Genomic DNA, 22,153 nt, shown 5'->3' with positions numbered 1-22,153 from the left:
TACATACTATATGCAGAAGCAAATTGCCGTTGTGGGTTATTCATTACGTTTACCCGGCTGCGACAACAAAGACGAACTGTGGCAAGCCCTTCTCGATAAACGAGATCTGGTTACTGAAGTCGCGGACAGTCGCTGGAGCAAAGAAGCCTGGCTGCACCCGGACAAAAAACATGCCGGTACCAGTTACACCTTTGCCGCCGGTTCCCTGGGCGACGTCAGTGGTTTTGATGCGGCGTTTTTTGGCTTGTCTCCGCGGGAGGTCAGCCACATGGACCCCCAGCAGCGATTGCTGCTGGAGATGAGCTGGGAGGCAATGGAGCGCGCCTGTATAGCGCCGTCCACTCTGCGCGGCAGTAACACCGGTGTTTACATCGGCATTGCCAGCGTCGATTACGCCTATCGCTTCGCAGACGACTTCAGTGCCATTGACGCCAACACCGGCACCGGCACCGCGTCCAGTATCGCCTCGAACCGCATTTCCTACCTGTTTGACCTCAAGGGCCCCAGCGTCTCCATGGATACGGCGTGTTCATCGTCCATGGTGGCCTTTCATCAGGCCTGTCAGTCAATTTTGAGTGGCGAAACCGATCAAGCCCTAACCGGCGGTGTGAGCCTGCACTTGCACCCGTTTGGCTTCATGGTTTTCTCCAAGGCAACCATGTTGTCAGCGGAAGGGCGCTGCAAGGTGTTTGATGCGGATGCCGATGGCTATGTCCGCTCCGAAGGCGGCGGCGTTTTCCTGCTTAAGGATTATGACAAGGCGCTGGCCGATGGCGATCCGATTCTGGCGGTGGTTGCTGCTTCCGCCGTGAACGCCGACGGCTACAAATCCGGCCTGACCGTGCCGAGTGCTAATGCGCAGGCCTCGCTGATGCGCCAAGCCTGTGCCCGTGCCGGCTTGGAGCCGGAGCAGATCGACTACATCGAAGCACACGGTACTGGAACGCCCGTCGGCGACCCCATCGAAACCCGGGCCATCGGGGAAGCGCTGGGTCAGGGGCGCAGCACGCCGCTGAAAATCGGCTCGATAAAAAGCAATCTGGGGCATCTGGAAACCGCCTCGGGTGTGGCCGGCCTTGCCAAAGCCTTGTTGTCGATCGAGCACCGTCAGGTGCCCGCAACAATCGGCTTTAATAAACCAAACCCCAATATTCCGTTCAAGGCATTGAACATCGAAGTGGTCACCGATACTTTGGATCTGCCCAAAACCGGCCAGATTACACTGGGTGTCAACTCGTTCGGCTTCGGCGGTGCCAATGCGCATGTCATCCTGCAAAGCCCACCGCAAACAATCAGAGCCTCCAATTCAGCGGAAGCCGAGCCTGCCAATGACCCGTGTCGCTTACCGCTGATTGTGTCGGCGCGCAGTGCCGAAGCGCTCAAGGCGATGGCGCAACTCACGGCGAACCAGATCCGCAACACACCGAACGTTAATCTGTACGATCTGTGCTGGAGTGCCCGGTACCGGCGCGAGCAGCACGAGTGCGCGCTTCTGGTTTGGGTCGAAAGCCGCGAGCAGGCCACCGCGGCTCTACAAGCCTTTGCTAGTGATGACTTTGCTGGTGATGAAGAGCGCACCGACCTGTTTACCGGCCAGCGCCAATGGCAAAAACAAGGCAGTGTCTGGGTCTATTCAGGCAATGGCTGTCAATGGGCCGGCATGGGCCGGGCACTGCTGGCAGAATCCGCGCAAGTGCGTGAGACGGTGAGTGAAATTAACGGCTTGATCAAGCAATACACCCATAACTGCGATCTGGAGCAGTTGCTTGGTCAGCCTCAGGATGAAAACTGCTTCGCTTTAACCGAACTGGCGCAGCCCGTGCTGTTTGCGCTGCAAGTGGCAATAACACGTTATTTGCGGGCACAGGGCTTGCAACCTGAAGCCGTCACTGGCCACAGCGTGGGCGAAGTAGCTGCAGCCTGGGCATCCGGCGCCTTGACCCTGGAGCAGGCCACTCAGGTGGTCTGCCAACGCAGTGACTATCAGGCAAAAACAGCCGGCAGCGGCCAGATGACCGCGGTAGCCACTGACTCAAAAACCATGGAAGCACTGCTGGCAAACCTGGGGTGTGAACGGGTTAACCTGGCCGGCATCAACAGCGCCAAGGGCGTCACCATCGCCGGTGATCCTGACCAGCTGAGCCAGGTTGAATCCCGATTGCAAGAAGAAGGTGTACGGTTCAAGCGTTTGAGCTTGAATTATGCCTTTCACAGCGCTTTCATGGACCCGATTGAGGCTGGCCTGAAAGCTTCTCTGGCTGGCCTGAAGCCGGGTGAGTGCCGTATCCCGTTCATTTCCACGGTGACAGGTGACGAGATTTCTGGAACGGCACTGAACGCCGACTACTGGTGGCAGAATATCCGCCATCCGGTGTTGTTCGAGCCTGCTGTCCGCCGCTGCCTCGCTAAGGGCCAGCGCACCTTTGTCGAAATTGGCGCACATCCGGTGCTGCGCAGTTACCTCAATGAGTGCCTGCGGTCAGAGGAAACTCAAGGGCAGGTCATTGCCACACTTGCGCGCGAACAGGGCAGCTGTGTTGAGTTAGAACGCGCGCTTGCACAGCTGCTGCTCAGTGGCTCCAGGCTTGATGAATCTCGCTGGTTCCCGGTACCGGGCCGAGTGCTGGCGCTGCCGACCTATCCTTGGCAGAAGCAGTCTTACTGGAAGCCCGAAAGCACCGAGTCGTTGGGTTTGTTAAACCGCCATTACCGCCACCCACTGCTGGGTTACGCCGTGCCACAACACCCCGGTTGCTGGGAGTCGCAGTTGACCACCGGGCGCCAGTCCTGGCTGGCCGATCACGTTGTGGGCGACGCGGTGGTATTTCCGGGTGCCGGCTATGTCGAACTTACGCTGGCGGCGGCAGAACAGCAGCTGTGTCAGCAGGCAGACGAATCGCCGGTGATCGATATCGAAAACCTGGAAATTCGGGCACCCATGCTACTGGAACAAGCCAAGTCTAAAGTGGTGCGTACGCACCTGGAAGACGCCAACGGCATTGTCCGAATCAGTGCTCGCCCGCATGCTCAGGAAGGCGAATGGCAACACCACGTCAAAGCCCGTTGGTTTGCCGGCAGTGCCGGGTTAATGCTGGCGCGGCGTGCCGAATCTGAGCCCGCGCGTAAGGCCGACTTCAATCGTGACCAGCACCTTGCTGCCGCAACCCGCATAGGTCTGGATTACGGCCCGGCTTTTCAGGCCGTCAGCGAAGGCTGGATTGATGGCCGTAGTGTGATCGGTCGCTGCGAACCCAGCGAACGGATCAGACAAACCCTCGCCGGCCAATTATTGCATCCGGGTATTCTGGATGCCGCCTTTCAGTTGTTCATACCCCTGCTGGCCCAGGAGCCCCATCACGACGGCTTTGGCTATGTGCCGGTGCAAATCGGACGGTTGCAGTTCAGCCGCGCGCACAAAGGTGTGATTCCGGCGCAAATTCGCGTACGCCTGCTGCGCCGTTCACCGCATTCACTGCTGGCCGAAATAGAATTGTTCGATGCTCAGGGTGAAGCGATTGCGATCCTGACAGAGGTGCGTTTCAAAGCGGTTGCACTGCGCAAACAGCAATCACAGGCGATCTCATGGCTGGATATGCCGCTACAGGCGTGCCCACTGCCGCAGGTGCCCACGGCGCTGGATAGCGATGCATTGCTGCAGGCCTTGCAGCCGTTGCTGGTGAACCAGTCTGAAGACCTTATGATGACGGAATTTGAGCCGCTGCTGGATACGCTGGTATTGGCCGGCCTCAACGACTGCCTGAAAGCAGAATCATTCAGTCTGGCACAACTGGGCGATGCGCAAAGGCGCTGGGCGGACACGGCCATCAGCCAGGGCGTACTGATGGAAAGCGAAGCAGGCCGGCTGCAGGTAACCGAGCCGCCGGAAGTAGAACTGAAAGCGCTATGGCAACTCCTGCTGCAGGAATACCCGGCTGCGTTTGTGCCTGCCCATGCTGTGGGCCGCTTTGGTCTGCATTTGGGTGAGTGGCTGAGCAACACAGGCGAGCTGCCGGAGCTTAACGAACGTTTATGGAGCTCAATTTATCGTACCCGCCAGGATCCAACTCGCCTGGCTGCAATGCAGACACAGTTATCTGAACAACTCAGCCAGCAGCTTCACGCGCTGGCACCAGGGCAGCCACTGACCCTGGCGGAAATCACCGCCGGTGACATGCTATTTACTCAGGCGCTGGCAGCACAGATAAAAGGCCATAACGCAGAACTGAGTTTTATCAGTGCCTCGTCTGCGGCCGTCCAAGATGCGCGCGCCCACTTGATCAATCAGCCACAATTGCAAGCACTGCACTGGGATCAGGCCTCATGGCCGGCCGCGACGAACTCGTTGGATCTGGCCATCATTCATTTAGATTTCATGCGCCCCTCCGCCCTGCGCCAGCTGCTGCAGCAGCTGCGTAATGTGCTCAGGCCAGGGGGCCAGTTGCTGCTGTTTGGCCAGCCGCAAGCACTTTGGTTGGAACAGCTGTACGGCAACCAACAGGGGCTTCTGGAACAGGAAGACAGCCTTCAACCGAGTACCCAATATTGGGAGCACCTGCTGAAAGGTCTCGGTTTTGAGTCAGAACAGCTGTTTGAAGACCGCCGGCAACCCGGCAGCGCCTTTTTGCTGACGGCAAATCAACCACTGGAAATTGAGGCCGATGTGCCAGGGGCGGACCCACTCTATTTGGTCTGGGCGGATGAGCAGAGCGAAGAGTTGGCGAATCGATTGCAAGATCACTTGGCAAATTCACGGCTGATCTCCAGCTTCGAAGAGCTGCAAGTGCAAGTGGCAAGCGCGAATGATCAAGCGCTGCAGCTGGTCCTGCTGCAGGACACCTGGGCAACGGATACCCGCGCGTTGGCCACTCGTCGCTGCGCCTGGTTACGTGACCTGATGACAGTGCTAAAAGCCGCTCAGGGTAATATTCGCTGCACCGTTATCACCGCAGGTGTTGGCGAAGCAGAGCTTTCTCCTGTATCGCCACTGAACAGTGAAAACGTTGTTGCCCAGGCGGTTGTCTGGGGCTTTGTTCGCACGTTGATGAACGAAACCGCCGTGCCTCTGCAGTTGATTGATCTGCCGAGTGACTCTAAACAGGTCTTGTTGCCCGCCTTCGGCCAGGCATTGGCCTGCGCCGCGGCTGAAGATGAGCAGTATATTAATGCTCAGGGCGAGCGGTACGTGCCCCGTCTACGTCAGATCGAACCGTCGCAAACCGTTGAAAGCGTTGCTGCACAGCAAGGCGTGACACTTGGTTTCGACCAGCCCGGACAGTTGCGCAACCTGCATTGGCAGCCGCGAGCGCAGAGTTACCCGGGTGAGTGCGAAGTCCTGGTGGACGTTAAAGCCTCGGGTCTGAACTTCCGCGATGTTATGTACACGCTCGGCCTGCTCTCCGATGAAGCCATCGAAAACGGTTTCTCCGGCCCGACACTGGGCCTGGAATTTGCTGGTATCGTCAGCGCCGTGGGCGCCGATGTGACCGATTTCCGCCCCGGCGACAAGGTGGTGGGCTTTGGCCCGTCCAGCTTCAGTACCCGTTTGATCACCGGCAGCGACACCCTGGCCCAGCTGCCTGGTGATATCAGCTTTGAGGCGGCGGCGACCATTCCAACCGCTTTTTTTACTGTGTACTACGCGCTCAAGCATCTGGCGCGGGTACAGCCGGGCGAACGCGTATTGATTCACGGCGCAGCCGGGGGTGTCGGGCTTGCGGCCATTCAGGTCGCGCGCCTGCTGGGGGCTGACATCGTGGCCACCGTGGGCTCGCAGAGCAAGCGCGATATGCTTCGCCTGCTCGGGGTTAACGCAATCTACGACTCGCGCAGCCATACCTTCGGCGAAGATATTCTGGCGGATACCCAAGGCGAAGGCGTGGATGTGGTCTTGAACTCGCTGGCCGGCGAGGCGATTAACCAAAACCTGCGCGTGCTGCGTCCCTTCGGCCGTTTTCTGGAACTGGGCAAGCGCGACTTCTATGAAAACACCGCCATTGGCCTGCGCCCGTTCCGCAACAACATAAGCTACTTCGGTATAGATTCCGACCAGCTGATGAAGGTACAACCAAAACTCACCCGCACCCTGTTCCTCGAAATGATGGCCCTGTTCGAGCAGGGCGAGCTCTACCCGCTGCCCTACACAGCCTTTTCGGCGTCACACGTTGTGGATGCCTTCCGCTATATGCAGCAGGCCAAACAGATCGGCAAAGTGATTGTGAACTACCCTCAACCGCCTGCGGTGGAAACAAAGCAGAAAGACACAAAGCCGAAAGACACAAGCCAACAACCAACACCAAACCTGCAGCTGCCCGCCGACAAAACCTTTCTGGTAACCGGCGGCCTGGGCGGTTTCGGTTTGCGCACGGCCCAATGGCTGGTCGAAAAGGGCGTTCGACACCTGGCGCTGTTGAGCCGTCGGGGCCGGGCTGAAGGCGAAGCCGTTGACGTTATCGATCAGTTGGTGACACAGGGCGTCAGTGTGCAGGCTTACGCCTGCGATGTGTCTGACCGCGAGCAATTGGCGACAACCCTGGCGTTGATTGAACAAGGGCAGCCGGCCCTGGGCGGTGTGGTGCACGCAGCCACTGTCTATGCCGACGCGCTGGTGCAGCAGATCACGGACGAACAAATCGAACAGGTCGTGGCGACCAAAGCCTTTGGCGCACACCATCTGCACGAACTGACGGCGGATCGCCCGTTGGCATTGTTCGTTCTGTTCTCGTCTGTAACCACCCTGTTTGGCAACCCCGGTCAGGCCAACTACGTGGGCGCCAATCTGGCACTGGAAGCACTTACACAGCTGCGCCGGTCACAAGGGCTGCCGGCGACCTGTGTCCGTTGGGGCGCCATTGACGATGCCGGTTATCTGGCCCGTAACAGCCAGATCAAACAGGCCCTGCAGTCCCGCATGGGCGGCAACGCACTGACCTCAAAACGTGCACTTGCCGTGTTGGAGCAGATGCTGCTGAACGATCAGCCACTGTTGGGCGTTATGGAGTTTGACTGGCCCGCGCTGGCCCGCTTCCTGCCCAATGCAGGCGCTGCACGCTACCAGCTTATTGCCCGTAGCCAGCAGGGCAATGACCATGACAGCAGCGGTGGCGATCTGCTGGCAGAACTGCGGCAGATGGAGCCGGAAGCGCAGATAGCACGGGTAACGGATGAGCTTAAACACAGCCTCAGCCAGATATTGATGTTGCCGGCGGACCAGATCGATGCCGACCAATCGTTGTACGATCTGGGATTTGATTCCCTGATGGGAGTAGAGCTGATCACGGATATTGAAGAACGGTTCGGCGTACTGTTGCCGGCGATGGCCATCAGTGAGTCACCCAGTATTACCAAGCTGACGGCCAAACTTCTGGACCTTATTGGTGACGGTGTCGAAGCGACCGATTCATCAACAACGGCCCTGACAACGGCCCAAGTCGCAGCCCAGCATGGTGTTAGCGAAGAAGAGGAAAAAAACACGTGAAAGCCGCGCAATCCATGAAACAGCGCCTGATCGCGCAATCCGTTCAGCGCAAGTTGAAACGCCTCGACCGTGAAGCCGAAGCCGGCCCTTGGATTACCGACAGCGCAGCGGGCAGTCGGCGCACCGATTTCCGCCAACACCCTGGCTGGCAGCAGCTCAATGTGATGCGCGAAGGGGCAAAGGCCCTCGGGGTTGAGGATCCGTTCTTCCGGGTGCACGAAGGCTGCTCCGGCGCAACGGCGGTCATCGACGGTCGCGAATGCATTAACTTCGCAAGTTACAACTATCTGGGATTGTCCGGCGATCCGCGTGTTATTGCGGCGGCCCAGCAAGCGGCGGCCGACTATGGCATGTCAGTGTCGGCCAGCCGCATGGTCTCCGGCGAGCGGCCTATTCATCGCCAGCTGGAACGGGCGCTGGCAGACGTCTACCGAGCCGATGATGCGCTCGCGTTCGTCAGTGGTCATGCCACCAACGTCTCAGTGATCGGCTACCTGATGGGCAGCCGTGACCTGGTTTTGCATGATGAATACATCCACAACAGCAGCCTGATGGGCGCCCAGCTTTCGGGCGCGCGGCGCATGGCGTTTCGCCACAACAATCTGGAGCACCTGGAAAAACTGCTTCAGCAGCACCGCCATCAGTTCGACCGCGTGTTAGTGGTGGTTGAAGGGCTGTACAGCATGGACGGTGACACGCCGGACCTGGCGGCACTTGCAACCCTGAAAGACGCCCACGACAGTTGGCTAATGGTCGACGAAGCCCATGCGCTGGGCGTATTGGGTTCAACCGGGCAGGGCAGTCATGAACACGCCGACGTCGACCCAAGCCGGATTGATATCTGGATGGGAACCCTGAGCAAAACCCTTTCTGGCTGCGGCGGTTACATTGCCGGGAGTCAGCCGCTGATCGACCTGCTGCGCCATTTTGCCCCCGGGTTCCTGTACAGTGTCGGCATGCCGGCCACCATCGCCGCCGCTGCCATCGAATCGCTGCGCATCCTGCAGGCGGAGCCGGAGCGCGTTCAGGCGTTGCAGCAGAACTCCGAGTATCTGGCCCGGCAGGCCAAGGCCGCGGGCATGAGCACGGGGAGCTGTATGGGCCGGGCCGTCATACCCGTGATCAGCGGCAGCTCAGTGGTGGCAACGCGCCAATCGGTCGAGTTATTCAGGCAAGGCATCAACGTGCAGCCCATTCTCTACCCGGCCGTACCGGAAAAAAGCGCCCGCCTGCGTTTCTTCATCAGCAGTGAACACACACCGGAACAAATCGACCAGACATTGGCAGCCCTGTCGGCATTGCAGCCGCCTTCTTGACACCCCGCCGCTATTGGCTGACCTGAACGGAGTTAAACCGAAGTATGCACATCCGTTGTATCAACATCACCCCGCGATGGCTGGCGGCCCTGGCCTGTGCCGGCATGCTCACCGGTTGCGCACAAGCGCCAAGCGCTCAGCCCACGAGCCAGTGGCAATCCACCGACGTTATATCCAACAGCATTCAGCCTGAACTCCAGCAGTTTCTGGGGCAGGCGAGCGAACAGAATGCCGAGGCGCCCGGGGGGCCCGGCGAGCAAAGCACGGCAATGTTTGAGCACACCCCCTGGGGCAAACAGACCGAAGTGACGATACAAAGCCGTTATTACGCCGGTTCCGGCCGCCAATGCCTGCGTCTTCTGGTGGCCCCCGCAGCTTTGGGCGCCAGGATAGCCATTGCCTGTCAACAAAACGACCAGTGGGTGCCGGTGCGCCCGGTCACTCAGCTGCTTAACGCTCAGTAAAAGGGTATTCCCGCATGAAACAGATCAAAGCTCTTTTTTTTCTATTGCTGGCGGGCCTGAGTTTGCTGGCCACGGCCACGCAAGCTCAGGTTAGCAGTCGTGGTGCTGCCGGTGTTCTTCCAGGGGCGGAACAGGCACAGCCGATTCCGCAAACCATTGAGCAACAACAAACCCGTGCCGATTGGCGCTCAGGGCAATATGGCACCATGCCGGCTCCGGCGCAGCAACAGGCGGATGAGGAACTCGTGCAACCCTTTGGTCATCACCTGTTCAGTGGCGGCTTCAGTGGGGTCAGATCGGATGGCCTCAACAGCGACTATCGCATCGTCCCCGGCGATCTGATTACTCTACGAGTATGGGGCGCGGTCGAGGTTGAACGCGTGCTGCCGGTGGACGCTCAAGGCAACATCTTTATCCCCAACATTGGTCCGGTGCAGGTGCAGGGCAGCACCAACGGCCAGCTCAACAGCCGTGTCACCTCCGCGATCAAATCCGTGTATCCCGAACAGGTACAGGTATACACCAACTTGCAAGGCGTGCAGCCGGTCGCGGTGTTCGTCACCGGTTATGTCGAAAAACCCGGCCGTTACGCAGGCACCCCGACGGATTCCCTGCTGTATTTCATTGACCAGGCCGGTGGCATCGACAGTCGGCTGGGCAGCTATCGCAGCATCAGCATCCTGCGCGACAGCAACGTGATTGCCCGGGTCGATCTGTATGACTTTCTGCTGAACGGCACACTGCCGCGCCCGCAATTCAAAGACGGCGATACCATCTTGATTGAAGAGCGTGGCCCTGCCGTGGTGGTTACCGGCGACGTTCAGCGTGATTACCGCTACGAGCTGGCAGCCGGGGAAACAACCGGCAAAGCCCTGCTGTCGCTGGCGCGCACAAAATCCAACGTATCGCACGTGCTGCTGCGCGGCAGCCGTGACAGCGGCCCCGTCTCGGCGTACTTTCCGATAGACGAATTTCCGCCGCAACCGCTGCGCAGCGGCGATGAAGTGCTGTTCAGCGCAGACCTGCGCGATGAAACCATCGTGGTACAGGTAGAAGGCAGCTTCTACGGCCCCTCCCGGTACGCTCTGCCCAGAGACGCACGCTTGCGTGAACTGCTGGACGCCATTGCCGTGCCGCGGAACCTTACCGACACCCGCAGCATCTCCTTGCGCCGTGTGTCTGTGGCCGAGCAGCAGCGAAAGGCGCTGGAAGAAAGCCTGCGCCGGCTGGAAACCAACTACCTGGGCGCGTCTTCCTCCACCCCGCAGGAAGCGGAAATTCGCCTGAAAGAAGCCGAACTGATCAGCAACTTTGTGGCCCGCGCTTCCGAGGCAAAGCCAACCGGGCGCCTGGTGGTGTCACGCAATGACCAGATCAGCGATATCCGCCTGCAGGATGGCGATGTCATCACCTTGCCCGAGTACAGCGATGCCATTCTGATCAGCGGTGAGGTTCTGGTGCCCCAGTCGGTCGTGTACAAAAAGGGCCTGAGCGTGGAAGACTACATCGATACCGCCGGTGGCTTTAGCCAACACGCGGATGACAACCGCATTCTGGTGGTGCGCATGAACGGTGAGGTGCGCCAGGCAGAGGATGTGCGAACGCGGCCCGGCGATGAAATTCTGGTACTGCCGAAAGTGCCCACCAAGAACATTCAGTTGGCCACCAGTATCAGCCAGATCCTCTTTCAGATCGCCGTGGCCACCAAAGTCGCCATCGACCTATGATTCTTCCGGGGCGGGCACCGCCTATCCTTCTATTCACCCCGTCACCGCATGAGGTTTATGCGTGCTGAGTACACGAACGCCTTGGCAAGTCACCCGCTCGGTGTGGCATGCCATGTTTATCCGCGAAGCCCTCGCCCGCACCATGGCCGACCGCATGGCCTGGTTCTGGATGCTGTTCGAGCCGATTGCACTGATTCTTATGATGATTGTAATTCGCACGGTTATTATGGGGCGAATGCGGCATATTGATGGGGCCGAGTTCATCCCGTGGATGATTGTGGGATTGTTCGGCTTCTTTCTGGTGCGTGAAAACATGATGCGGCCCATCGGCGCGATTGACGCTAACAAGGGGCTGTTTGCCTACCGTCAGGTAAAGCCGATTGACCCCGTTCTGGTGCGTTGTTACCTCGAAGGGTTGCTGAAGACATTTATCTTCATTCTGTTCATTGTTGCGGGAACACTGCTGGGTTTTGGGCTAATTCCGGCAGCCCCGCTTGAAGCCATTTTTGTATGGGCTTCCCTCTGGGGTCTTGGCCTAAGTGCAGGCCTGATTTTTTCCGCGCTTGCCGGACTGGTACCCGAAATAGGGAAGATTCTGCGCATTATTTCTTTGCCTTTGCTAATCATATCCGGCGTTATTTTCCCGTTGAATTTCGTGCCACACGAACTGTTGGTTTATGTGATGTGGAACCCGATCGTGCACGGTCTTGAAAGCCTGCGAGGCGCCTTCTTTCCGCTTTATCGCCCGATATCAGGAACCAGCCTTTTATACCTCTGGTACTGGATTATAGGTATGACAACCCTGGGGTTGATGCTGCACGTGCGCTTTGAGCTGAGGCTGAAGCGGCAATGATCAAAGTGGAAGGCCTCTATAAGCGCTATCACAACCATCACGGCAGCGACTGGGTGCTCAAGGATGTGAATTTTGAAATCCCCACCAACGTCAGCGTGGGATTGGTGGGTCGCAATGGGGCCGGAAAATCCACACTGCTGCGGCTGATTGGCGGTATGGACAGCCCGGACCGGGGCCAGGTGGTCACCAATAGCCGAATCTCATGGCCAATCGGCCTCGCTGGTGGCCTGCAAGGGTCCATGACCGGGCGGCAAAACGTGCGGTTTGTGGCACGGATACACGGCAACCGGGATGCGATCCCCGATATCGTGCGCCGCGTTGAAGAGTTTGCAGAGATCGGTCCAGCCTTTGATGAACCGGTAAGAACCTACTCCTCCGGCATGCGCTCACGGCTGAACTTTGGTCTGTCACTGGCGTTTGATTTTGAGGTGTATCTGTCAGATGAGGCGACGGCCGTGGGCGACCGTTCGTTCCGCGCTAAAGCGACGCAGGCATTCCAGGATCGTATCGGCAAAGCCAGCATTATTATGGTGTCCCATTCTGAAGGCATCCTGAAAGAACTGTGCCAAGCAGGCCTCTGGCTGCACCAGGGGCAGGCACTCTGGTTTGACGACATAAATGATGCCATCAAGGCCTACCACCAGAGCACCGGCAAGTAAGACAAGGGTTATTAATCAGCATGAAAATGAAGTCCAAACAGTTCATCAAACAATACCCTTACTGGGTTGCCTGCCTGCTATTGATCGTGCTCGTCGCCTGTTACTGGGGGTTCTGGGCCAGCGACCGGTATGTGTCAGAAGCCATCGTGGTGCTGGAAAGCCCACAAATCGCGCCGCCGGAATTGAGTTTCCAGTCATTGATGACAGGTACCGGTGGCAACAGCGGCGACATGCTGCTGCTACGCGTTTACCTGCTGTCGGTTGATATGCTGCGAAAAGCTGACGCGGCACTGCATCTGGGCGAACACTACTCCCAGGCCGGTATCGATTTTTTCTCGCAACTGTCATCAGCGAATGAGCCGATTGAAGAACTGCACAAATATTATCTGAAACGTGTGTCTGTCGAACTGGATGACTACGCCGGAGTATTGCGTATCAAGGTAACGGCCTTCAACCCGGAAATAGCCCAGGCGCTGGTGACCTTTCTGCTGATTGAGGGCGAGCAGCACATGAACGCCATGGGCCAGCGCCTGGCCGAAGAGCAAGTTCAATTCCTGGAAAAACAGGTGGCCAAACAGGTCAAACAGTTTGATGCGGCGCGCCAGGATTTGATCGAGTATCAGAACGAGAGCGGATTGGTATCCCCCGCAGGCAAGGTTGAAAGTCTCAACGCCATTGTGGCCAGCCTGGAAGGTGAGCTCGCAAAATCGAGAGCAAAGAAAACAGCGCTGCTGAGCTACCAGAGCCAGGGCTCGTCAGAAGTTCAGCGGGTAAATGCCGAAATCAACGCGTTAACCCAGCAAATCAGCCAGGAAAGGTTGCGTATGGCGCAGCAATCGGGCGGTGCATTGAATGTGCTCTCGTTTGAATACCAAAGGTTGGAATTGCGCGCCCAGTTTGCTCAGGAAAGCTACTCAGGCGCGCTCATGGCACTGGAAAACACCCGCATAGAAGCGGCACGCAAACTTAAACAGGTGTCGGTATTGCAAAGCCCAACGCTGCCGGAGTATTCCGTAGCGCCGCGCCGGCTGTATAACACCGTGGTGTTTGCCATTATTGCCTTCTTGGCAGGGCTGATCCTGCAGATGCTGGTGCTGATAATCAAAGACCACAAAGATTAATGACGAACGTGGCTAACACCATGCACAGGGGTACACCATGAGCCAGAAAACCTTTCTTGTAACCGGCGGAGCCGGCTTCATCGGCTCGGCCGTCGTGCGCGAGCTGATCAACAACACCGGCTACAAAGTCGTGAACATTGACAAGTTGACCTACGCTGGCAACCTGGAATCTTTGGCGTCTGTCGAAGACAACCCACGCTACACGTTCATTCAGGCCGACATCTGTGATGCTGACGCAATGGCCAAAGCCTTCAGCCAGCACCAGCCCGATGTGGTGATGCACCTAGCCGCAGAAAGCCACGTCGACCGCTCTATAGACGGCCCCGCGGCTTTCATCGAAACCAACATCGTCGGCACCTACACCCTGCTGGAAGCGGCTCGTACTTATTGGAAAAGCCAGCAAGAAATCGATGCAGAAAAAGCCACAGGCTTCCGCTTTCACCATATAAGCACAGACGAAGTCTACGGCGACCTGCCGCACCCCGGCGAAACCGCGAACGCGGAACAACACCTGTTTACCGAAACCACCGCCTACGCGCCCAGCAGCCCCTACAGCGCCAGCAAGGCAAGTTCAGACCACTTGGTTCGCGCCTGGCAGCGCACCTACGGCCTGCCAACCCTGGTGACCAATTGCAGCAACAACTACGGCCCCTACCACTTTCCGGAAAAGCTGGTTCCACTGGTGATTCTAAACGCCCTGGCCGGTAAACCACTGCCTGTTTATGGCGATGGCAGCCAAATCCGCGACTGGCTTTACGTAGAAGACCACGCCCGTGCCCTTATCTTGGTTGCGCAAAAAGGCGCACTAGGGGAGACCTACAACATCGGCGGCCACAACGAAAAGCAAAACCTCGAAGTAGTACAAACCATCTGCGACACGCTCCAAGACCTGGTGCCAAAAGAAACCCGCTACCGCGACCAGATCACCTTCGTAAAAGACCGCCCCGGCCACGACCTGCGCTACGCCATAAACGCCAGCAAAATCGAACGCGAACTGGGCTGGGCCCCCAAAGAAACCTTCGAAACCGGCCTGCGCAAAACCGTACAGTGGTACCTAGAAAACGAAACCTGGTGGCAACGAGTACAAAACGGCAGCTACCAAGGCGAACGCCTGGGAGTTGGCGCTTAAAGATCTTTTTGCCACGAAATCCACGAAAAAACACGAAAACTAAAAACATCTTTTGTCTCTTCTTTTTTTCGTGTCCTTTCGTGGATTTAGTGGCCAAAAAAGCCCAAAAGAATAGTTCTTGAAATAACTAGCCACGAAACCCACGAAAAAACACGAAAACTAAAAACGTCTTCTTTCTCTTCTTTGTTTCGTGTCCTTTCGTGGATTTAGTGGCCAAAAAAGCCCAAAAGAATAATTGTTGGCCACAAAAACCGTAAGCTGCATCCTTGCTACTGAAAACAGCGGGCTTATAGCAAGGCCTCGGACTCATGGTTAATCAAGTCAAGAAAGCCTATGCTTAAATTAACGAACTGATCCCTCATTGACCAGAGTGCTCCCGTATTCCAAAGCAGGTAACCATGCCATGAGATTGAATGCCAAAGAAATCCGGGTAATCAAAGCATCGGTTAAATCCGTCTTCGGACCTGACGCCGAGGTGTCGCTGTTCGGTTCACGTGCCGATGACTCAGCCAGAGGTGGCGATATCGACCTACTGATCAAGGTCAATAATTTGGTAGAACGTCCGGCTTGGGATGTCGCAAGGGTGCAGGCAAAAATTATCAAACAGCTGGGTGACAGGAAAATAGACGTACTTCTGGATGCGCCCAACATGCCGGATGCCGCAATTCACCAGATTGCCCGTGCTCAAGGAGCTGCTCTTTGAAAGCATCACCGGAAATTCAGGAAAGGCTAAAGTTTCTGAGTCGTGTTGTGAACAAAGAAATCAAACACCTCAAATATGCGGCGAACCAGGTTTTTGGCGGTTCTTTAACATACGAAGCTGTTAAAGCCCTCGACGCAACTCCAGACTTGGCAATGAAGGTTGAGGCGTTTACAAGCCGCTTCTGTCGCCTGCAAGATACTCTCGGGGACAAGCTGTTGCCGGCCTTGTTAAAGGCCTTGGGAGAGCCAGACCGGGCCCTTCTTATAAATCTTGAGAAAGCGGAGAAATACGTCTGGTTAGAGTCGTCAGAGCATTGGATAGCGCTAAGGCAGTTACGGAACCAGATGATTCATGAGTACATCGAAAACGCACAGACACTATTCGATGCCCTGACCACAGCGCATGACAATATGGATATTCTGGAGCAGTTCGCCGCCAAGCTGGATAAGCAGGCACTGGAATTAGTGTCGGCAGAAGAGTAGAAGATCTTCTTGCCACGAAAACCACGAAAAGACACGAAAGGATACGAAAACCAAAAACCTCTTTGTCTCTTCTTTTTTTCGTGTCCTTTCGTGGATTTAGTGGCAAAAAAAGCCCAAAAGAATAGTTCTTGAAATAACTAGCCACGAAACCCACGAAAGGACTCGAAAAATGCTCAAGGAAAAAGAGCTTTGTTATGAAATTACAGGTTGTGTGTATGAAGTCTACCGGCACTTGGGGCATGGGTTTCTTGAAAGTATTTACCACAAAGCATTGTGCCAAGAGCTTCAGAGTAAAGGCCTGAAAGTTCAATCAGAATTGCCAGTAAGTATTTTCTACAAGGGAATAAAAATAGGTGATCACAGGCTGGATCTCTTAGTGGAGGACAGAGTGATCGTAGAACTGAAAGCCCAGAAACAAATGCCCCTATCGGCCGAATCTCAGCTGATTAACTACCTTAAGGCCACTGGCAAAGAATTGGGCCTGTTAGTCAACTTCACCTTCCCAAAAGCAACCGTCAAAAGAATGGTTCTTTAAAGAATTGTTAGCCACGAAACCCACGAAAAAACACGAAAACCAAAAACATCTTTTTCTTTCTCTTCATTTCGTGTTCTTTCGTAGATTTAGTGGCAAAAAAGCCTAAAAGAATAGCTCTTGAAATAACTAGCCACGAAAACCACGAAAAAACACGAAAACCAAAAGATCTTTTTCTTACTCTTTATTTCGTGTCCTTTCGTGGATTTAGTGGCAAAAAAAGGCCTTTAATAATGAACATCCTCCTCCTAGGAAAAACCGGCCAAGTAGGCTTCGAGCTCCACCGAACCCTGACCCCACTAGGCACCATCACCGCCCCAGACAGAACCGAACTGGACCTAATGACCCCCCAGGCCGTAGCCGATTACCTGGAAACGCACCAACCAGACCTAATCGCCAACGCCGCCGCCTGGACCGCCGTAGACGCCGCCGAAGAACACACCGAAGCGGCAAGGCGCCTGAACGCAGGCCTGCCAGATCAGCTCGCCAGATACAGCGCGGAGCAGGGCGCCGTATTGATTCATTACAGCAGTGACTATGTTTACCCCGGCAGCGGCACCCAGCCATGGCAGGAAACCAGCGCCACCGGCCCGTTAAGCGTCTACGGCCAAACCAAACTCGAAGGCGACCAGGCTATCCAGAATAGTGGAGCGGAACACCTCATCTTCCGCACCAGCTGGGTGTACAGCGCCCGCGGCAACAACTTCATGAAAACCATGCTGCGCCTGGCTAAAAGCAAGCCTGAACTTAAAATTGTGGCCGACCAGGTTGGCGCTCCAACGCCAGCCCGCCTGATTGCCCAGGTAACCGCCCTGGCTATTGGCAGCAACATGCCGAATGGGCTCTACCACCTTGCGCCGAAAGGGGAAACCAGCTGGCACGGCTTTGCTCAGGAAATCTTCCGCCTCGCTCATCAGGCCGGAGAACAGCTCAGTATGGGCCCGCAAAACGCAGCGCCCATACCCACCAGCGAATTTCCAACACCTGCAAAAAGGCCCCTGAACTCAAGGATGGATCTCACCAAACTTGAAGCCGCCCTCAATATGCAAATGCCCGATTGGCAAAGTCAACTGGCCCTGACTCTGCGCGAATATCTGGACAAGTAAAATAACGGAGCATGACTCGAATGACAGTAACTCTCGGCACAACCCCCTACAGCAACTGGCAAATCCTTACTCCCCTGCTGGAAAACCTGGGCTGTGCAACTGGCGAACAGAGTAACCCGGAACACTGGTACCTGGCGGAAGCGGCGTACCCGGAAGGCTATTTACTACTGGCCTATACCCGTCCCGAACAGGCTTTGGCCTCGGCCATGGAACAGGGGATCACACCCGGCCAGGCACTGCAGCAATGGACGGAACACGCCGAGGCCCTGGTAAAGCTGTTCAAGGCAAATCGGCGCCAGGCCGTGTTAATAGACCTAGCCACCGCCCGGCAACACCCGGAACGGGCCGCCACCGCACTGGCCAGCCACTGGCAACTGGAAATTGACCCAGCACCAAGCGCCCCGAGTGCCCCAACAGAACCGGCCAACTCCTTCTATCAGTTGGTAGCCAACGCCGCCGTGCAACAGGAAAAACAGCTCCACCCCATGTTGGCGCAGCTGGAGGCTTGCACATTACCCGTGGTGGATACCGAAGCGATAGCAGAAACCAGCCAGGATGTAGACGCACTCTACACGCAGCTAAAAATCACCTGGCAAGAGCTGGAAACCGCAAAGCAGCGGGACCGAAGCCACCAACAACAGCTGCACCAAACCGAGCAACGATTCACCGAGCTTCAGCAAGAAAGCAGCGAATTGAAGCAAACCAATACCGATTACGAGAAACAACTTGCCAGCGCCCGGGAAGAAAGCCAGTTACTTCTGGAACAGCTGCATTTGGTGCAGGAAGAGCTCGAAAGCCACGCAATCGCTGCTAAAAACAAAGAGCAGTCTCTGGCCAACCTGAAAACACAGCTTGAACAGGCGAATAAACAGGCCCGAGACGCAGAGAAGCAATACACCCAGGCCGAACAGGCGAGGGCGAAGGCAGAGCAGGAAAAAGGCAAAACAGAGCAAGCGCTGGCGAAGGCTGAACAAACAGAAAAAGCTTCCAAAGCAGAGCAGAAAAACCTGCAGACTGCTTTGACAAAAGAGCAAACTGGCCACACCAAAACCAGCGTCGAAAAGGCCACACTCGAAAATCATCTAAAAGCCGTGAAAACCGCTAACCAGGATCAGGCAGGCCAGCTAGAAAATCTCGCAGAAGAAAACCAGCTGTTGTTAGAGCAGCTGCACCTAGTGCAAGAAGAGCTCGAAAACAAATTCCTGCAGGCTGCTGAACAGGAAAAATCCCTGGCCGATCTGAAAACACAGCTCGAACAGTCTGATAAACAGGCCCGAGACGCAGAGAAGCAATACACCCAGGCCGAACAGGCGCGAGCGAAGGCAGAACAGGAAAAAGGCAAAACAGAGCAAGCGCTGGCGAAGGCTGAACAAACAGAAAAAGCTGCCCAAGCAGAGATCAAAAATCTGCAGATCGCCCTGAAAAAAGAACAAACCGGCCACACCAAAACCAGCGCCGAAAAGGCCACACTCGAAAATCAGCTAAAAGCTCTGAAAACCGTCAACAAAGATCAGACAGGCCAGCTAGAAAATCTCGCAGAAGAAAACCAGCTATTGCTAGAACAGCTGCACCTTGTGCAGGAAGAACTGGAAAACAAATTCCTGCAGGCGGGTGAACAGGAAAAATTCCTGGCCAATTTGAAAGTCCAAATCGAGCAAAAAGACAGCCAGTATATAACCAGCCAGAAAGAGGCTGGCCTGCTGCAACGCCGCTTGCAAAAACTACGTGACACCATGGAAAGCCTGGAACGCACAAATCGCTCCCTCAACGGCAATCTGTCCGAGCTGAAAAACCAGCTAGCCGCGTCGAAAAAACACCAGGCCGATTGGGAGCACAAATACCTGCAAGCTGAGCGCAACGGCACCCTGGCCCTTGCGGCCGCCAACCGAAGAATTGCTGAACTCAGTACAGAACTGAACAAGGTAACCAACAGCCGCACCTGGAAGCTGGCCAACACCACAGCCGGCTACATCAAAAAAACCAAAAAGGCGGCTGCTGACAAGATTCAGCAGCAGAAATCTGAAATCGAAAGCTCCGGTCTGTTTGATGAAACCTGGTATCTGGAATACCATCAAGACGTGGCTGAAGCAGGCCTCAACCCCATAGAACACTACCTGAAAATCGGGGCCTACGAAGGCCGCAACCCCAGCGAAAGCTTCGACACCACTTGGTACCTCATTTACTACCGGGACGTAACCGAGAGCGGCCTTAACCCGCTGGTGCATTACCTCCGCTATGGCCAGAACGAAGAACGGGCTTCTCGCCCCGGCGCTTTGGCCTCGCTACCGGCACCGGCATTAGGTAATCAATAGACTAAACCGCATAAAATCCCAGGAAGCACGCCAGCATGCACACCATTCTCCACATAGGCGCCGGCCAAGTCTCAGAACTGAGCCAGTGGCTGGAAAGCGGCGCTCAGAACATCGTATTGGTAGAGCCGAATCCCATATTGGCTGAAAAACTGCGCAAGCAAACCGCCGGCGCGCCGGAAATCACCGTTGTAGAAGCCGCCATCACAACTAACACGGGTAATAACGAACTGAGCGAATACAATCTGCCAGAAGCAAGCAGCCTACGCGCGGCAACCGGCCTAAAAACGCTGTTTCCCGGCCTGAAAGCCGTCAACATTCACATCGTAGCCACGCTCACCCCGCTGCAGTTGATAGAGCAACACGGCCCAACGCCCGGCCAGCTTGCCACATTGGCACTGCAGGCGCCCGGTGAAGAATATTCCATCCTTCAGGCGTTGATCGAAACCGACCAGCTCAAACACTTCGGCCAATTGGTTATTACCACCAATCTGGAATCTCTCTACCAGGGCAGCACCGACGCCAAAACCTTGCTGAATACCCTTGAGAAATATGGCTACGACATCATCAGGGAAGACCAAAAAGACCCTGATTGGCCCACTTTGCACCTGCAGCGTAATCCACTGAAAGACCAGATCAGGCAGCTAAAGCAGGAACTGCAAAAGGCGCAGGCAGAAAATCAACAGGCTTTGGCGGAACATGCGCAGGCCAGCGCGGAACGTGAGAAGACACTTGAACAGCAGCTGAATGCCGTAAAGCAAAAGTTGACTCACGCTGACAGCGCGTTCAGCGCCACAGTGCAGGCCGAACACAGGGCACGAAAACTGCTAAATCAGTTGCGCGCCGAATTGGGCGAAAAGAGTCAGCGCATTGAAGATATGGAAGAAGCAAACCGAAACCTGAAACAAGAACTGGACGCTGCAAAGAACAGTAATACCGGCCTTAACGAAGAAAATGCCAAGCTAAACTCCCGGACTCAGAGCCTGGAAACGGAAAGCCAGAATGAAAGGGCAAGGCTAAAAGCCTCGAAGCAATTGGTTGAGTCGGCGCAAAAGGAAGCAGCACAACTGCGCGAGACGTCAAAGGCCGACGACAAAAACTTAGAAACGCATAATGAAGGTTTAAAACAAGCCGAAAAAAAGGCACAGCAATTAGCGGAAGACCTTAAAAAAGAACGGTCCGCCCATCAAGAAACCACAAAAAGCCTAGCAGACCACACACAGTGGTTTCAAAGCCGTAAACAACAGGCTGAAGAGCTTCAAGCGCAGAACGGCATCTTAAAGCAGCAACTTCAGACAGTGAGCCAAGAAAAACAGCAGGTGCTGGAAGCCCAGGGAAATGGCCAGCAGGCGCTCGGCGACCTGGAAGCCAAGATGGAAAAGCTCTTCAGCCAACAGGCCGATCAATTACGCCAGGCGACCAATGCCGTTGGCCAGCACGTTACTCAGTCATTCAACACCCAGCGCCAACAGTTTCAAGCCGCAACCAGCCTTAGCACCTATCTTGAAACAGGCGAGCAGCCCGTCGATTTTGGTGGCTGGGCCATAAGTGCAGATTTGGCAGGCCACCTGGTACGAGCCATAGAGCAAAACCAGTACGACCTCATCATAGAGTTTGGCAGTGGCAGCTCCACGGTGTTGATGGCGAAAGCGATTCAAAACACCCTGGCGGGTAGCGCTGAAAGCCTAAGAAACAGCGCCTTGCAATACGATGGCGCCAATCAGGGCCAACCCTCTGGCAGCGCCAAAGCGCTTGAAGCCTCTAGTCAGTACGACTTACCCGAGCGCATATTAAGCTTCGAGCAAAACCAAGACTATGCAGCACAAACCCAAGCCGCATTAGCCAGCAGCGGTCTGAGCAATCTGGTCGATCTGGTATTGGCGCCTTTAGTACCAATAGGAGTACCCATAAAAGCACCCACAAGCCTTGACAGCCAGCAGAGCGCTCAGCCATTATTCTACGATTGCGAACAGAAGCTGGCCAACATAGCCCAGCTCTTCAGCGAGCGCGCCGCCAACATACTCGTGCTGATTGATGGCCCACATAGCCCAAGGGGTGAGCCCCTTATAAGAGAGCCTGCACTGGCAACAGTATTGCAGTATTTATCGGCTCACCAGCTACACATAGTGCTTGATGACGCCCAGCGCCAGGGCGAAAAGCAGGTAACCCAGGATTGGTTGCAGCTCTGTACTGTACGGGGGCTGCGCTACCAGCAAACCGAAGTAAACACTGAAAAAGGCGCTCTGTGGCTAACCATTAATCCACAAGGTTAAATTAT

General features: G+C 55.8%; 14 protein-coding genes. All 14 read left to right on the top strand.

Annotated elements, in window-relative coordinates; translation table 11 throughout:
• The first annotated feature begins 10 nt into the window (after positions 1–10).
• Positions 11–7,474 carry a type I polyketide synthase gene (locus tag ATI45_RS06565; protein WP_098418784.1) on the top strand — a complete coding sequence of 2,488 codons (7,464 nt, stop codon included), beginning with the start codon at positions 11–13 and terminating at the stop codon, positions 7,472–7,474.
• Positions 7,471–8,790: an aminotransferase class I/II-fold pyridoxal phosphate-dependent enzyme gene (locus ATI45_RS06560; protein ID WP_218926125.1), complete on the top strand. Its 1,320-nt coding sequence runs from the start codon at positions 7,471–7,473 to the stop codon at positions 8,788–8,790. Before ATI45_RS06565 ends, ATI45_RS06560 begins: the two co-directional genes overlap by 4 nt.
• Positions 8,791–8,834: 44 nt before the next feature.
• Positions 8,835–9,254 carry a DVU3141 family protein gene (locus tag ATI45_RS06555; protein WP_098418783.1) on the top strand — a complete coding sequence of 140 codons (420 nt, stop codon included), beginning with the start codon at positions 8,835–8,837 and terminating at the stop codon, positions 9,252–9,254.
• A gap of 14 nt (positions 9,255–9,268) precedes the next feature.
• Entirely contained in the window at positions 9,269–10,981 is a 1,713-nt protein-coding gene (locus ATI45_RS06550) for a polysaccharide biosynthesis/export family protein (RefSeq protein WP_098418782.1), read from the top strand.
• A 61-nt stretch (positions 10,982–11,042) separates the two neighbouring features.
• Positions 11,043–11,834, top strand: coding sequence for an ABC transporter permease (locus tag ATI45_RS06545; RefSeq protein ID WP_218926124.1), 792 nt, complete (start codon positions 11,043–11,045; stop codon positions 11,832–11,834).
• The gene (locus tag ATI45_RS06540; RefSeq protein WP_098418780.1) at positions 11,831–12,493 is read left to right on the top strand and encodes an ABC transporter ATP-binding protein; all 663 of its coding nucleotides are present in this window, start codon (positions 11,831–11,833) and stop codon (positions 12,491–12,493) included. The genes ATI45_RS06545 and ATI45_RS06540 overlap by 4 nt, the downstream gene beginning before the upstream one ends.
• Positions 12,494–12,513: 20 nt before the next feature.
• The gene (locus ATI45_RS06535; RefSeq protein WP_098418779.1) at positions 12,514–13,614 is read left to right on the top strand and encodes a chain-length determining protein; all 1,101 of its coding nucleotides are present in this window, start codon (positions 12,514–12,516) and stop codon (positions 13,612–13,614) included.
• A 37-nt stretch (positions 13,615–13,651) separates the two neighbouring features.
• Positions 13,652–14,743, top strand: coding sequence for a dTDP-glucose 4,6-dehydratase (gene rfbB / locus ATI45_RS06530; RefSeq protein ID WP_098418778.1), 1,092 nt, complete (start codon positions 13,652–13,654; stop codon positions 14,741–14,743).
• A gap of 403 nt (positions 14,744–15,146) precedes the next feature.
• Positions 15,147–15,446 (top strand): nucleotidyltransferase domain-containing protein, encoded by a 300-nt coding sequence (locus tag ATI45_RS06525; RefSeq protein ID WP_098418777.1) that lies wholly within the window; start codon positions 15,147–15,149, stop codon positions 15,444–15,446.
• Positions 15,443–15,928, top strand: a complete 486-nt coding sequence (locus ATI45_RS06520; RefSeq protein WP_098418776.1) for a hypothetical protein — start codon at positions 15,443–15,445, stop codon at positions 15,926–15,928. The genes ATI45_RS06525 and ATI45_RS06520 overlap by 4 nt, the downstream gene beginning before the upstream one ends.
• A gap of 169 nt (positions 15,929–16,097) precedes the next feature.
• Complete coding sequence (locus ATI45_RS06515) at positions 16,098–16,463, top strand: GxxExxY protein (protein ID WP_098418775.1); 366 nt, start codon at positions 16,098–16,100, stop codon at positions 16,461–16,463.
• Positions 16,464–16,693: 230 nt separating this feature from the next.
• A complete protein-coding gene (gene rfbD, locus ATI45_RS06510; RefSeq protein WP_098418774.1) occupies positions 16,694–17,566 on the top strand; it encodes a dTDP-4-dehydrorhamnose reductase in 873 nt (290 codons plus the stop codon).
• Positions 17,567–17,586: 20 nt separating this feature from the next.
• On the top strand, positions 17,587–19,878 hold the full coding sequence (locus ATI45_RS06505; RefSeq protein WP_098418773.1) for a hypothetical protein: 2,292 nt from the start codon (positions 17,587–17,589) through the stop codon (positions 19,876–19,878).
• A gap of 35 nt (positions 19,879–19,913) precedes the next feature.
• Positions 19,914–22,148 carry a hypothetical protein gene (locus tag ATI45_RS06500; protein ID WP_098418772.1) on the top strand — a complete coding sequence of 745 codons (2,235 nt, stop codon included), beginning with the start codon at positions 19,914–19,916 and terminating at the stop codon, positions 22,146–22,148.
• Positions 22,149–22,153: the final 5 nt, after the last annotated feature.

Origin of the sequence: Marinobacter sp. LV10MA510-1, assembly GCF_002563885.1 — a bacterium.
Lineage (GTDB): Bacteria > Pseudomonadota > Gammaproteobacteria > Pseudomonadales > Oleiphilaceae > Marinobacter.
The sequence above is the reverse complement of the archived record's forward strand: the minus strand, read 5'-3'. Positions and strand labels throughout refer to the sequence as shown.